Source organism: Pseudobutyrivibrio sp. AR14, assembly GCF_900101325.1.
Lineage (GTDB): Bacteria > Bacillota > Clostridia > Lachnospirales > Lachnospiraceae > Pseudobutyrivibrio.
In genome coordinates, this window is record NZ_FMUY01000005.1 from 97,959 (window position 1) to 114,608 (window position 16,650).

Below are 16,650 nucleotides of genomic sequence, written 5' to 3' on the forward strand. Positions count from 1 at the left end.
CCAACCTAACACATTTCTTTTAAGCATTTCTCAGCTTCTTCTTTTGTTAATCGCTGATTAAATTCAATTCTGCTAATAACAACCTTCTCAGCCTGGGTTTTGTTAGCTCTATATTCTTGCTCTGCATACACAGCAAAACTATTTTTTGTGTGATAATCCCTATACTTTGAGCCATAATCAAGCACAAACCCCTGAATGTACTTTTCTGCAAGAGTACCAAGGTAAGATGCATCGTTATTATCTCCATCAACAATGGCATTTCCCTTTTTCTTTCTTTCACAGCCATAAGAAACTCTTGCATAATCTCCAGCAGCGACCCCATCAAGTTTTTCAATTAAATCTTCTTCACTTTCAGCCACAAGTGCTAGCTTGTAGGCAAACTGCTTAGAGTTTTGATTAATTTTTCGAATAATACCTCCTAAATCCTGCCTGTCATTTAAAATCGCTTCCTTGATAAATGAAGCGTTATTCTTCAGGCCATTTTCACTATAAGCACTAAATGTTAAAAGCACTGGGAAGCTTACATTTTCTCGTGTATCGTTTGTATACTTACCAATAACAACATGTGCATTTGTACCACCAAATCCAAAGGCATTTACACCTACGCAATAATCCTTTTGAGTAATCTTTTTGTTTTCAACTGCAAGCTCAAAATTCTTTTCCAGCTCTACGTACTTGCTTCTGTTTACAAGACCTGCCACAGGTGGAATCTCGTCATGCTCTAAAATTGCCAAGCACTTTACTAAACTAAGAAGTCCTGACGCTGCAAGAGGATGACCAAAATTACCTTTGGATGAACCGATATATACCGTATCATCCACATAATCTCCGTAGGCTTTTTGAATACTTGAAATTTCAACTGGATCACCAAGTGGTGTAGCCGTTCCATGGGCATCGATGTATTTAATCATGCCAGGAACCTCTGGATTCTGCTCAATCAGCTCAGACATAACTTCCTTTTCGCCATTTACTGTTGGAACTGTAATACCCTGAGTTGAACCATTATTGTTAGTTGTTACATCTTTGATTAGTCCGTAGATATAATCCCCATTTTCTACAGCATCTTTTTTACGCTTCAAGACAATACTAACAACTGCTTCTCCTAGCATCATTCCATCTGCTTTTTCATCAAATGGTCTGCAAGTATTTGTCCGTGACAATGCTCCAAGTTCAGTCATGCTCATGTATGGAGTATCTGAAAGATTCATATTAACTCCACCAACAACTGCCGCTTTTACTTTGCCATTTCTTAAGTCTCCACAGGCTACAGAAAGGGCAACAAGAGAGGATGAACATGCTGTATTTAGCACCATACTTGGTCCCTTAAGACCAAATGTATAGCTAACTCTAGCTGCCAGCTCATTCAAGCTATTGCCTGGCACAGCATCTGATTTCATACTTGCTGCTGACAAAATACGGGCTATTTTTTCAACACTATCTCCTGACTTTAGACAGTCTTCAATAGCCTTTATGTATCTGCCATTATTGAACTGCTCCGCATAGTTATTTTGCTCAGCTCCTACATATACGCCCACCTTTGAATCACTGTCAGAAATAATATTTCCATCCTGCATAGCCTCATAGGTTACCTTCAAAAATGTTCGTTGCTGAGGGTCCATATATCTGGCTTCCGATGGAGAAACCCCAAAGAACATTGGATCAAAATTGTAAGCTTCTTTTATTTCTCCACCTACCCATTTTTCTGATGATACCGCTGTTGAAAAATGGCTCTTATTAATTTCAGAAAGAACTACTTTTTTATTCTTTACGATATCCCAGAGCTCATCCATATTTGTAACCTCAGGAGCTCTAAGAGCAACTCCTACAATTGCTATGGACTTATCATCATTTTCTTTTTCTTCTGAAGTAGTTTCCTCACTAATTTCTACTTCAATATCATCAGCTGATTCTAAAATGTTATCCTCAATATACTGATACAACTGCTCCGGAGTTTGATATTCAAAGACAACAGTTGGGTAAATATTCTTGCCAAGACTATCTTTAATCTTTGCAATCATCTTGATTCCCTTCAAAGAATCAAGTCCAAGATCCATAAAGTTTTCCTGTTCATTATCAGTGGAAACCTCTACATCTAGGAATTCATTAATAAGGCTAAAGAAATCTTCTTTTGTAAATTTCTTTGAAACCACCTTAGGTTTAATAACATCTGTCGCGTGTGTTATTTCTTTTGAGGAAGCAATAGATTTCTGTTCCTTTGTCTCTACTTCTTCCTTAATTTCTACATTTTTCTTTTGCTCTTCATATGTATCAAAAATGTGGATATTCGTATTTACGTTATAGTTCTCTACACCTTCAAAGAAGCTAACAACCACCTGCTCCATATCTAAAAGTGTCAATCCATTGCTATGCATTATTTGTTCTTTATCCACATCATCAATATTCTTTTCGATGCCCTCATCAGTCTTCATCAATGCATAGTTAAGACCAAGTGCTGGGAAATCGGTTTTTTCAGCAAATGCATTTAAGAAAGCATTGCCTGCTGCATAATCTGCCAATCCCTTAGACCACTTTGGGTCTGTAGCTGATATAGAGGATAAAAGAACCATAAGTTGAAGCTCATTTTCCTTCCATACTCTTGAAAGGTTGATTGTTCCCATTACCTTTGGTGCAAGTACTGCTTCAATGTCTTCAATGTCATCATCCATTGTGCAAATGCCATTTCTATTTAAAACACCTGCCAGATGGAATATTACATCAACCTTGCCAACAGTCCTTTCTATCTCTTCTCTACATTGGCTGAGCTGCTCATAATCAGAGACATCACATTTAATTGGAATAATTCTTGGATTATCGCTTACACCGCCCTTACGGCTAAGAGTTACAATCTTGCACTCAGTACTGCCTAGCAAATAATCACATATATTCTTTCCAAGATTTCCATTGCCACCTGTTATGAGAACAACCTGGTCATGTAAATCAAAGTTTGTATTCTGCTGGCTACTAGCATCCACAAGTTTTCGCTCATAATATGTTTCATTTACTTCTTTTAAAATTTTATTATCAGAGAAAGCAAATTTTGGTTCCTTAGCATTGCTAATTAAAATACATCCCTTTACATTTCTTATATTTGCAATGAAGGAAAGCATAAAACATGCTACGGAATACTGAATCGAATAATTATTTGCATCAGCCTCTTCATTAACAACTATTGATACCCTGTAGTCCTTTTCTTTCTCTTGCTTTAGATTACTTAGGTAGCCTTTGGCATCTGCGTATAGGTTGACGATTTTCTCCTTTGAGATGGTATCAAGAGCATCAATTTTATATATCAGCTCTTCTGCGCCATCATTAGCTTCTTCAAGCCCCGTCTCCTTCCATTCCCATACATGCTTAATATTTTTTCTTCCAAATGATTTAAATATAGTCTCTGTAATGCCTTGGAATGGATATTCTGGTAAATCAACATTCTTAAATGGAATATTTAAGAAGCACTTGTCAATTGAAAATGATTTTGAAACTTTCGATATGGAAATTAATCCCTCACAGAAAATTTCATTGTCTTTGCTCTTTGGACTAAGAAGTGGTATACCTGTGAAATCACTATATTTGCTTCTTACCATATTAAGTAATGCCCCATTGCCACCACACTCGATACCCACATCGATTTTTTCTGCCAGTACTTTTTCAACATCTTCTTCAAATCTAACTGGCTTGATTAAATGGTCGGTCCAATAATTGACAGAATAGCTATCTACATATTCACCTGTTACATTTCCAACAATAGGAATCTTTGGCTCTTTGAATTCAATATTTTTAAGTGCCTCTCCAAACTCCTTTGCCGCTTCATCAAAAATAGGTGTATGGAAAGCTGATGCAACAGGAAGCTCTTTATACATCATCCCTTCCTTCTGAAGGTTTTCTAAAAAGCTCTTAATCTTTGATTTTTCGCCACCTACAACAATATGGCTTATATTGAATGCCGAATAATATACTTTATTCTTCTCTACAATAGGATCTAACTTTGCTCTATCATTTACGAAAACTGCAACCATTGTTCCTTTACCGTTGCATTTTTTCATGATATTTCCTCTAGCGGATACAATCTTCACAGCCTCCTCTAAAGTAACTACCTCTGCCAAAGCTGCTGCTATCCATTCGCCAATACTATGTCCTAGCATTGCCTTTGGAGTAACATCTGCATCCAATAACATTTTTCCTAAGCTATAACCAACGCTAAAGATAATTGCCTGTGCTCTCTCAGTGCTTACAATATCTTCTTTCTTTTCGTATAACAGTCCAGTTACATCAATGCCAAGTTCCTTTTCAAACAGCTGGCTGCATTTGTTTAAATAGTTTCTAAATACAGGATTTGAATCATACAGAGCCTTTGCCATCTTTAAATATTGAGAGCCCTGACCTGTATATAAAAATGCTATCTTTCTATCTTCTCTTTGATAAATATCATCTTTAGATTCAACAAGTTTTCCATCATTTACAATAAAAGGTAAAATAAATTTTTCATCCTCAGAAATCTTGTTTAACTTACATGCAATAGACCATACATCATTATTCTTCATAGATTTCAAAATTTGTTCTTTTCGTCTTTCAATAGTTTCTTTGTTATGTGCTCCAACAATCATTGGGAAGCACTTCATATCCTCTGATTCAACACTATTATATTTAAGTCCATTTTCAATTATGATGTGCGCATTAGTTCCACCAAATCCAAAGGAATTAATTGCTGCATATTTAAGTTCCTCAATCTTCTTTGTCTCTGTTGGAATATAAAATGGTGAATCCTCAACTTTTAATTTCTTATTTGGCACCTCATAATTAGCCTGCTTGAAAATTGTGTTATTCTGCATCATGCCAATTATCTTAACAACGCTTGCAATTCCAGATGCTGAAATTGCATGTCCAATATTTGACTTAACACTTCCCAAAGCCACACTTCTATTTGGAACATCCCACTTTTTAAATACCTGAGATAGAGAATTAAACTCACTTAAATCTCCGATTTTAGTTCCCGTACCGTGGGCTTCCATATAATCTATTTCTCTTGGTGAAATGCTTGAATCATTATAAAATGCAGTAATTACACTTCTCTGACGATTTGGATTTGGAGCCATAATGCCAAGAGTATGACCATCATTATTGATTACACTTCCTCTAATAATTCCATAGATATAATCATTATCTCTCTTAGCATCCTCTAATCTCTTCAAGAGAATTAATCCAGCTCCCTCTCCAGGAACAAATCCATCCGCTCTATCATCAAAAGCTCTTAAATTTCCTGATTTTGAAAGAGCTCCTGCTGCGCAAAATCCCATAATTGATGCTGGCGTATACTGAAGATAAATACCTCCGGCAATTGCCATATCACTTTCGTTGTATCTTAGTAACTGGCATGCATTATGAATTGCCACCAGTGAGGATGAGCATGCTGTATCAACAACCATGCTTGGTCCTGTCAAATTAAATTCGTGGGAAATTCTTCCAGAAATCAGATTAGTAATCGAATCTGGTAAATAATTGGCATGCCATGTTGGATGTCCAAACTTATCAAATAGCTTTTCACGAGTCTCTTCGTCTAACTGGAAAAATCTCGTATACATTCCATGAAGTTCATTTGATGCACTAGTACTAGCACCTATATAAACTGCTATATTTTTCCCATAATAATCTCTCTTTGCGTATCCTGCTCTATCAAATAATTTCTTAGTTAACTGAAGAGCAATTCGCTGCTGAGGATCTAATATTAAAGCCTCATCCTTTGACATATTGAAATACTCATAATCAAATTCTTCAGCCCCTTCTATAAATCCTCCTTTTTTACAATAAATTTTGTATGGTTCCTTAAAATCATCCGTAGCATATTTTGATTGTTCCCAACGCTCTTCTGGAATATCAGCCACACTCACAGTCCCCTTCATGAGGTTATCCCAGTACTCTTCAACATTTTTGGCCCCAGGGAACATTCCGCTGACTCCAATAATTGCTACATCTACTTGCTTCATTTACTTTTCTCCCTTCAACATTAGTCTTATATAATAGCTTCCGCTGGACGACTAGCTATCACTTCTCCGTTTTTATAAATGAAAATCGCAGCTATATTATTTTTATTACATTCCTCTATTGCTTCATCACCTCTTACATAAAAATCTGTAGCTCTGCAGTCACATAAAAATCCATCATCACCGATTACCGTTACACTGCAGAAAGGAGATTCAGCCGGATATCCAGTATTCATATCAATAATATGGTGATATAGCTTTCCATATCTTTTGAAATTCTGGATATAATCTCCTGAAGTTACAACAGAAGTATTCTTTTGATTTTTCAGCCATATATCTTGGGAGGTCACAGGATTAATTATCTTTATATCCTTGGTACTATCATTATTCGAATATACAAGGATATTTCCTCCAAGATTTAAATAAATACTTCTTACGTAACTTAGATTTTCATATTTGTTTTTTATGTATTGAGCAATGAATCCCTTTGCACAACCTCCTAAATCTATCAAGTTACTATCATTTGGTTTTACAAATCTCCACTTAAAACTAAGGTCTGCCTTTTTTTGTTTTTCCATCAAGCGCTTAATTCCTTCACTTGGTGGAATTGATTCATTAATAATCGCCTCCTTCCACAAGTAGGCATATACCCCGGAAAATAAACTGTAATTTCCTCCTGATTCGTTGGAGTATTCATAGCTTTTCTTTAGCACTTCAAGTGTAGGTTTCTCTACAAAGCTCCATCGTTCTTTTCTTCTGTTTAGCTTTGATATGGTGCTCTTTTTATCAAAGCAATTCCATTTCCTCTCAAACCTTCCAATAGTCTTTATTATTTGGAAGATTAAGTCTTTAGCTTGCGAACTTTTGTCGCAATCGACACATACATACATTACACTGTTCATACTGCAAAAATATTGATGCGACTCCACTTTTTGAACCCCCTTTCTTATTTTCGTACTGCCCGTACAATTAATATACCATAGGTGTATTGTGTGTACAATATATTTTTATGTAATCTTGTGTGCGTCAAATAAAAAATCCTTGTGTTTTTGTCACACAAGGATTTTTTATAACTAATTTTTTTCAAAATTATTACGTTGCGAAGTCTACATGTTGAACTCCGCCTGCATGTCCATCCCTTTCATGCAAGAACATGCCAGACTTTCTAACTGCTGCCGTGGCAGTGTTGTCATCATCATGGTGTACGAATTCAGTATCAATTCGTCCCAGGAAAATTGCCCCCACATCTGATTGTTTTAATCCGTAGGTTTCCTTTTCACCCTTCTCATTGATGGTCAAAATTTTCAGCTTGGCAAAAATGCTATCATTTTCATCTATCCAGCCATTGCCATCCTCATCAAATTCCGATAATTCTCTGAAACCATCTCCTGTTCTAGCTCCAAAAAGCTCAATTCCGTCATTGATTTCTCCATCCTCATTTCTATCAAGAGCCAAAAAGCCGGAACCTTTTTTGATGTTGTGGATTTCATCAAGTTCTCCATCAGCATCCAAATCAAATAGAAATGTCTGGGGTGAAATAGAGGTCGGATTGTCATCAAGATTGATAACAAGCGGGTCTGCGTACTCTCTCAGATGAATATGTGTCACATCATATTTTTCCACGAATGATTCTGACATAGCAAAGCTGTAGTCAAAGCTTAGCTTTCGTCCATCTGCAGTTATTGCTGTTCCCGTTGATGAGAACTCGACACTTTGATTTTGCCAGTATGCATAAGACACCTTGGTGGTCTCAACAAACATTTGGCCAGGCATTTCTGTTAATGTACCTGCGGGAGATGTATCACACATTTCCTCTCCAAACATTTTTGCAAATGAGCTGTCCTCATTCCACAATCCACCAAGAAGCAGCATCCTAAGCAAATACTCCATAGTATGAAGTTTAATTTTCCTACTTGAAGCTGAACTTAAGACAGGGTTTGATTCCCCCACTTCCTGAACCGTTCCCTTTGCAGATTTAGCATAGTTTAGTGAGGACAAAAAGTCATCGTCCCCTCCTAATACCTGTACTTCCTCCAAATTGAAAACGGGTCTTGATTCTGACTGAATCGTCAGTCTGGTTCCACTAGCGAAGCTAGCTTTTGAGGTCATAGAAACCTCAGAGTTTTGAATTACCATGTTCTTTCCTCCTATAAATAAAAGATTTATAAAGGAAAGTCCTTTTTCCTAGATCATAGGTGATTTTGAATAAAATCAAAAACCAGGAAAACCCGAAGGCCTTCCTGGTCCTATGATAAACTTCCGTGCAAATTATATATCGTCAAAATTGTCCTGATTGTTAACCTTTGCCGAGCCTCTTTTTAGAAGAATAACTGCAAAATATCCAACAATCAATGAGCCTAGCAACCATGAAAAATATGAGATGACTGTATTTCCACCTGTTGGTAAAAATCTCGATAAGTATGTGCCTAAAATGTTGTATACAATATGGATAATAATTGCAATTACTATATCATCATACAGATACATTATATAGCCAACAGCAAGACCGAATACAAATGTATAGCAACCTTGTAACATATTTCTATGATAAGCACCAAATAATACTGCCTGAAGAACAATTGCTACTGGAACTGGCAATGTTTTCAATGCTGCTGTAAGAGTTACTCCTCTAAAAAGGAGCTCCTCACAGATTGGTCCCAATAAAACTGCATACAATCCCATTAATAAGGACATTGACTCGCCTATGCCTGCGTTTTCTAGAAGTTGCATATATTCTGTATACCAATCTGGGAAAGCAACAACAATGGCTGCCATCAAATATGTGCAGATATACTGAAAAGCTATAGCCATAAGCACTATACCAGTTATTGTTATAGCTGGATTCAGCGAAGATTTGAAAAACACAAACTTGCTGTCCATCTTAAATAACTTTTTATAGATGAATCCAAAAACAATCGCTATTACTATTGCATAGACAACCTGAATTAAGCTATTAAACGTCCCACTAACTATGATGTCATTAATGTCTTGAATCATTTCTGCCCCTGTGGTCCCTTTAAACATTGCCATCACATAGACAACTGCGCCCTGGGCTGCCATTATCTCCAATATTATTTGAATAACGTAAGCAATAATGATTGGTAAAAATACCCATATTACATACTTACCTTTTTCGCTTTTGTTTTGATCCATTACTCTCTCCATCTAAGTTACTTAAGTTCTAGCTTATCAAGATGCCAAATATCATCTACATATTCTTGAATAGTTCTGTCAGAAGAGAACTTGCCAACATGGGCTACATTTGAAAGGGCCATCTTTGCCCATTTCTCTCTGTCCTTGTAAGCGGCCTGTATCTTCTCATGTGCCTCACAATATGAGGCAAAATCCTTCAGAACGAAATACATATCTGCTCTTTCAGTACACTGGGTATTCAAAAGTGAATTGTAAATCGGTCTAAATAACTCAGGATTATCAATGCTATAGTAGCCATTAATAAGCTGACCTAAAACCTTTTGAATATGAGGATTATTGTTCATCTCATCCACTGGATTGTAGTCATGATTCTTCTCATGAGCTATAACCTCGTCAGAGCTCATACCAAAGATGAAAATATTCTCTCCATCTAGCTCATTGTACATCTCAACATTGGCGCCATCCATTGTACCAATTGTGACAGCACCATTAAGCATGAACTTCATATTACCTGTACCTGATGCCTCTTTTGATGCAGTAGAAATCTGCTCAGAAACATCTGCTGCTGCAAATATCCACTCAGCATTAGATACGCGATAGTCTTCTATAAATACAACTTTTAACTTGTTATCAATGGACTTGTCGTTATTGATAACAGCAGTCACATTATTAATAAGCTTTATTATGAGCTTAGCATTCTCGTAACCTGCAGATGCCTTAGCTCCAAAAATAAATGTGGTTGGATAGAAATCCATATCTGGATTCTCTTTTATTTGATTGTAAAGGTACATTACATGCAAAATATTAAGAAGCTGACGCTTATATTCATGTAATCGCTTAACCTGTACATCAAAAATTGAATTTGGATCTACATTTACCTTGTTGTGGTCCCAAATGTACTTAGCAAGACGCTTTTTATTCTCAAGCTTTATCTCCATAAATTCATCTAGGGACTTTTTATCATTAAGATAATTCTCAAGCTTTTCCATGTTGGAAAGATCTGTAATCCAACTTCTGCCTATCTTGGAAATAACCCAATCAGACAATTTATAATTACCATGCATCAAGAAACGACGCTGGGTAATACCATTAGTTTTGTTGTTGAACTTCTCTGGATACATCTCATAGAAGTCGTGTAGAGAAACATTCTTAAGAATCTCTGTATGTAGGGCAGCAACACCGTTGACACTAAAGCTGGCAGCGATAGCCATGTGCGCCATCTTAACCTGTCCATCAGCTAAAATAGCCATACGATGAATTCTCTGCTCATCACCTGGAAACTTCGCTCTAATCTCCTCGCAGAAACGACGATTAATTTCCTCAACTATCATGTAAATACGAGGAAGCAATCCCTTAAAGATTTCCTCTGGCCATTTTTCAAGGGCCTCAGCCATGATAGTGTGGTTAGTATATGCCACACAGTGAGTTGTAACTTCCCATGCATCATCCCAGCCAAGTCCATGCTCATCCATAAGAAGACGCATAAGCTCAGCTACTGTAAGGGTTGGATGGGTATCATTCATCTGAAATACTACCTTTTCAGGAAGCTTCATAATGTCATGATGATAACGGAAATATTTGTTGAGAGCTCTCTGCAATGAAGCAGAAACAAAGAAATACTGCTGCTTTAAACGAAGCTCCTTGCCCTGAACATGATTGTCGTTTGGATACAAAACCTCAGTAAGGTTTCTAGCCAAATTCATGTCCTCAACCGCCTTGTTATAGTCGCCACGCTCAAATGAAGCAAGTCTAAATACTTCCTTTGGCTTAGCATCCCAAATCATAAGGGTATTAACCATACCATTATCAAAGCCAGTAACTGGCATATCGTAAGGTGTGGCAATTACAGAATTGTAGCCCTCATGTATATATTTTGTAGTCCCGTCTGGCTGACTTTCATAGCGCACCCAACCACCGAACTTAACTTCAAATTCGTATTCTGGACGCTCAAGCTCAAATGGATATCTGGTCTGAAGCCAATCATCAGGAACCTCCTTCTGATAGCCATCCTCAATCTTTTGCTTGAACATGCCATAGTGATATCTAATACCACAGCCATAGGCAGGGTATCTTAGGGTGGCAAGAGAATCCAAGAAACATGCTGCCAATCGACCTAAACCACCATTACCAAGAGCTGGATCCGGCTCCTGATCCTCGATTTCATTGATATCTATGCCCAATGCATCGAGAGCATCCATAACCTCTGTGTAGCCACGCATATTAATCATGTTGTTACCTAGAAGTCTACCAATAAGAAACTCCATCGACATGTAATATACGCACTTAGGATCCTGCTTGTTGAATTCCTTCTGAGTGGTGAGCCAGTTATCAATGACTACGTCGTTGACAACTTCTGCGCAAGCCCTATAGATTTCCTCCTTAGTGGCTTCCTCAAAGTCCTTCCTAAACATAGACTTCACACGATCCTGGATCTCGCGCTCAATCTCCTTAGTACTTGGCATTTGTCTCTTCATTTCTCAACCCCCTATCTAAATTCCGCTCGCATTCAGCTGGTCTCTCGCTGGTTACGTCTACAAGCCTGAGTATCTCTCCGCTCGACAACACGTCTCGCTTGAGAGATCTCAGAGCTTGATGCCTACCAGCTATTTATACACTTCTTACGAGCTAATTAGCTCGTAGCTATCAAGCTCTTAGTGTTGCCGCAGGAGACATGTAGTCGACGCAGGCAATATCTAAGGCTTGAGAGCGTAACGAGCGAACCATAGTATCGTGTGTACCACAGACTAATGGCTAGCGACGTGTTACGCTAAGTGTTACCTTCTCACCATTTATATTCCATTCTTTAGTGTGTGTTCCACTCACACCACAGACGATTTCGTCGGCGAGAACTTCACCAGCGATAACATCTTTGTTAGCTTCGAATACGTCTTTAATCTTAGCAGAAGATTCGTAAGAAACTGTGATTCGATCCATAACTTCGAAATCTGCTTCCTTACGCATTGTCTGAATCTTAGAAACGATTTCTCTAACGAATCCCTCCTCAAGAAGCTCTGGTGTAAGATTTGTATCAAGAACTACTGTTACGTAGTTGTCTCCATCTGCTACAAAGCCCTCTGTCTGAGCCATAGAGATAAGTAAGTCTTCCTCTGCAAGCTCGATAGATGCATCAACCTCAGGCAATTTAATAACCCCATTTGCCTTAAGTTCTGCGTAAGCTGCATTGCCATCAAGACTAGCGAGAGCCTTCTGGATACCACCAAGGAACTTGCCATACTTAGGTCCCACTGTACGAAGCTGTGGCTTGAAGCTGTATGATGTGAATGATGAAACATCATCTGTAAATATAGCCTTCTTAACATTAAGCTCATCCTCGATAATGCTTACATACATACCATCAAGCTCATGCTCAGCCTTGATGTACATCTGACCGATTGGCTGACGGTTCTTGATGTTAGCTGTATTTCTACATGCACGACCGTGTACAACAATCTTGAGAAGCTCATCCATGTCATCCTCAAGCTTCTTGTCAATGAATGCCTCATTAACAACAGGGAAATCACAAAGGTGAATTGATTCTGGAGCAGTCTTATCAACTGAGCGAACCATATTCTGGTAAATCTCCTCTGTCATAAATGGAATCATTGGAGCTGATGCAAGTGCAATATCCTTAAGGCAAGTGTAAAGAGTCATGTAAGCATTGATCTTGTCCTGCTCCATTCCCTTTGCCCAGAATCTATCACGGCAACGACGAACATACCAGTTAGATAAGTCGTCTACGAACTCATCAAGAGCACGTGCTGCCTCTGGAATCTTGTATGAACCAAGGTTCTCATCAACAGCCTTGATTGCTGAGTTAAGACGAGAAAGAATCCACTTATCCATAACTGCAAGCTTGCTGAAATCAAGCTCGTACTTAGTAGGATCAAACTCATCAATATTTGCATATAAGATATAGAAAGCGTATGTATTCCAAAGTGTTCCAAGGAACTTTCTCTGGCCTTCCATAACTGCATTCTCACCAAATCTCTTTGGAATCCATGGTGCTGAAGATGTGTAGAAGTACCATCTAATTGCATCTGCGCCCATCTTCTCAAGAGCATCAAATGGGTCTACTGCATTGCCCTTAGACTTTGACATCTTCTGTCCATTCTCATCCTGAACGTGGCCAAGTACAATAACGTTCTCATATGGAGCCTTGTTGAATAAAAGTGTAGACTCAGCCATAAGTGAGTAGAACCATCCACGTGTCTGGTCAACAGCCTCTGAAATGAACTTAGCAGGGAACTGCTGCTCAAATACCTCTTTGTTTTCAAATGGATAGTGATGCTGAGCAAATGGCATAGCACCTGAATCGAACCAGCAGTCAATAACCTCTGGTACACGCTTCATTGTGCCACCGCAATCAGGACATTTACATGTAACCTCATCAATGTATGGACGGTGAAGCTCAATAGACTCTGCATCAGATCTACCTGAAAGCTCTGCAAGCTCCTTGCGGCTACCAATTGAAATCTGCTTACCACAGTCTGGACACTCCCAGATATTAAGAGGAGTTCCCCAATATCTGTTACGAGAAATACCCCAGTCCTGAACATTCTCAAGCCAATCGCCGAAACGTCCCTTACCGATTGAATCTGGAATCCAGTTAACAGTGTTGTTATTTTTAATCAGGTCATCCTTAACCTCAGTCATCTTGATGAACCATGATTCTCTAGCATAGTAGATAAGTGGAGTATCGCATCTCCAGCAGTGTGGATACTCATGCTCGAACTTAGGAGCCTCGAAAAGCTGTCCCTTAGCATCCAAGTCCTTAAGGACGTTAGGATCTGCATCCTTAACAAACTGACCAGCGTAAGGAGTCTCTTCTGTAAGCTCACCCTTGCCGTCTACGAACTGAACGAAAGGAAGGTCATATTTGCGGCCTACCTTAGCATCGTCCTCACCAAATGCAGGAGCAATATGTACGATACCAGTACCATCTGACATAGTAACGTAATCATCGCATACTACGAAGTGAGCCTTCTTGTGCTGCTTTTCAGCTGCAACGCCTGCGCACTCGAAAAGTGGCTCATATTCCTTATATTCAAGGTCTGTTCCCTTGTATGTCTCAAGAACCTCGTATGCCTTCTCGCCCTCTTCCTTAGCAAGCTTGCCAAGTACCTTGTCAGCAAGTGCCTCTGCGAGAATGTATGTGTAACCATCTGCTGCCTTAACTCTGATGTATGTCTCTACTGGATTAACACAGAGTGCAAGGTTAGATGGAAGTGTCCAAGGTGTAGTTGTCCAAGCAAGGAAGTATGCATCCTCACCCTTGATTTTGAAACGAGCGATTGCTGAGCGTTCCTTAACAGTCTTGTAGCCCTGAGCAACCTCCTGTGCTGAAAGTGGAGTACCGCAACGTGGGCAATAAGGAACGATTTTGAATCCCTTGTAAAGGAGCTTCTTGTCCCAGATTGTCTTAAGTGCCCACCACTCAGACTCGATGAAATTGTCATCATATGTGATGTAAGGATTGTCCATATCAGCCCAGAAACCAACTGTGCCTGAGAAATCCTCCCACATTCCCTTATATTTCCAAACAGACTCCTTACATTTCTTAATGAAAGGCTCCATTCCGTACTCTTCGATCTGCTCTTTGCCATTGAGACCAAGAAGCTTTTCTACCTCAAGCTCTACTGGAAGACCGTGTGTATCCCAACCAGCCTTACGAGGAACAAATTTGCCCTTCATTGTCTGATATCTTGGAATCATATCCTTGATGGCTCTTGTTTCAACGTGACCAATATGTGGCTTACCATTGGCTGTTGGAGGTCCATCATAAAATGTATATGTCTCTCCCTCTTTTCTTGAATCCATTGACTTCTGGAAGATGTCATTCTCTTCCCAGAATTTCAGCACCTGTTTCTCCCTTTCTACGAAGTTCAGGCTTGCATCGACTTTGTTGTACATAAAACCTAAATTCCTTTCTATAACGTATCCTGTACGTCTAAATCATAATCACTATCAACTTCCATACCAGATATTTTCATCAAATCATATGATGCTGGTCTTATATGATCTATATTTCCAAGGATTAAACTAACGGAAGCAAAAAATAGAACCAAGCTAAGTACCGCCGTGATCAATCCTACTACTGCCATTATCTTTCCGTCCTTGCCCTTGTGGACAGCCAGATAAACGATTGAAAGAATAATAGCCGATATTCCAGTCAAAATATTAAACACAAATAAGAAAAATACCAGTGAAACAACACCTAAAACCATAGCTGTAACAGCTAGTCCTTTCTTAGGTCCAGGAGGTGTTACTGGGGTGTAAGAAGATGTGGGTTCAGGTGGTACTTTTACCTCATCTTCCTCCTCGAAAATGTAATCCTCGTTCATATTCTCTCCTAAAATTATTTATAATTATCCAATCTTATTTATCTTACCCTTTTACCCTTAATTTTACAAGAAAAAACCACCAGCATAAGAATGAATTCTTATTGCTAGTGGCATCACAGTTATTTCAAAGTAAAATCTATGGCGATATTGGCATCAGCCGTTACAGTGGCATATGCTCCGGAGATAATCGGCATAGCCGGCGCCAGATGTCCTACATCTGCATCCATTACGATTGGCTTGCCATATTTGCCAAGAATTGCTGTCACTGCCTTGTACTGGTCAAGCCCCATAAGGTCCTGTTTCCATGCTGCAAGAGGACGGCCAATGATGAAGCCGGCGGCATTCTTAAACCAGCCCGCTCTATCTAGATTCCATAGAGCTCTTCGAATTGACATTGTATTTAATTCACAGGCCTCCACAAACCAGATGACTTCCTTATATTTTTCATTGAATGCAGCCACATTGTCATATTTGGTGCCAACTAAATTAGCCAGACAATCTAGGCAGCCGCCAGTGATAATTCCCTTAAACTCTGGCAGGCGATTAACTTCAGCCTCTCCCATAAAAAGTCTAAGTTCCTTTTTCTCCGTAAGATTGTAGGATACAAAAGGGTGCTCCTCATCTTTTAGAGATTCAATTTCAAAGGAATCATAGCCTGTGACCCTCTGCTTTTTTCCTGTGAAAACATCAATTGTGTCTATGAGAGCCTGATGCAAATCCTCCTGTCCAAAGGCGCCAATGCTTGGTCCATAGATAGATGCTGTATCACAAATTGTATTTAGTAAAAATGTAAAATTGGTATTGTCAGAATAGCCCATATACCACTTAGGCTTTGCTGATTTTATAGCATCAAAATCCACATAGTCTAGGGTCTCACACATGAGCTCCCCACCACCACAAGCTATGAGCATGTCATTGTCTGAACTTACATAGTAATCTGTAAGCTCCTTGCCACAGTTTTCAGGTGTAGAGCTGATTCCTATACCATCATTTTTTCTACAGTTAGGGCCTTCTACAAGCTTGTAGCCCATATTCTCAAATCGTAAAACTGCTGCATCCATACAGCTTTTGTATGGCTCATCTGCACATCCAAAGGATGGTGCCACAAGTCCTATAGTTCCATTATCTTTCAAAAAAGCTGGATATCGCATTTATCATTCTCCTTGTATGCCTAATTGGAC

General features: G+C 38.8%; 8 protein-coding genes. All 8 read right to left on the reverse strand.

All coding sequences use genetic code 11. The features are described from left to right. Positions 1-5 precede the first annotated feature (5 nt). A complete protein-coding gene (locus BLP50_RS06000) occupies positions 6-5,978 on the reverse strand; it encodes a type I polyketide synthase (protein ID WP_090152522.1) in 5,973 nt (1,990 codons plus the stop codon). A gap of 26 nt (positions 5,979-6,004) precedes the next feature. Further along, a complete protein-coding gene (locus BLP50_RS06005) occupies positions 6,005-6,877 on the reverse strand; it encodes an FAD:protein FMN transferase (protein WP_176753699.1) in 873 nt (290 codons plus the stop codon). Between the two features lie 190 nt (positions 6,878-7,067). Further along, complete coding sequence (locus BLP50_RS06010; RefSeq protein WP_090152528.1) at positions 7,068-8,111, reverse strand: hypothetical protein; 1,044 nt, start codon at positions 8,109-8,111, stop codon at positions 7,068-7,070. Positions 8,112-8,243: 132 nt separating this feature from the next. Then, positions 8,244-9,128: a CPBP family glutamic-type intramembrane protease gene (locus BLP50_RS06015; protein WP_176753700.1), complete on the reverse strand. Its 885-nt coding sequence runs from the start codon at positions 9,126-9,128 to the stop codon at positions 8,244-8,246. Positions 9,129-9,145: 17 nt separating this feature from the next. After that, complete coding sequence (locus tag BLP50_RS06020; protein WP_090152534.1) at positions 9,146-11,602, reverse strand: glycogen/starch/alpha-glucan phosphorylase; 2,457 nt, start codon at positions 11,600-11,602, stop codon at positions 9,146-9,148. A 277-nt stretch (positions 11,603-11,879) separates the two neighbouring features. Then, on the reverse strand, positions 11,880-15,038 hold the full coding sequence (gene ileS / locus BLP50_RS06025) for an isoleucine--tRNA ligase (RefSeq protein ID WP_090152537.1): 3,159 nt from the start codon (positions 15,036-15,038) through the stop codon (positions 11,880-11,882). A 17-nt stretch (positions 15,039-15,055) separates the two neighbouring features. After that, positions 15,056-15,469: a DUF4190 domain-containing protein gene (locus tag BLP50_RS06030; RefSeq protein ID WP_090152540.1), complete on the reverse strand. Its 414-nt coding sequence runs from the start codon at positions 15,467-15,469 to the stop codon at positions 15,056-15,058. Between the two features lie 119 nt (positions 15,470-15,588). Then, a complete protein-coding gene (locus tag BLP50_RS06035) occupies positions 15,589-16,620 on the reverse strand; it encodes a S66 family peptidase (RefSeq protein ID WP_090152543.1) in 1,032 nt (343 codons plus the stop codon). Positions 16,621-16,650 lie beyond the last annotated feature (30 nt).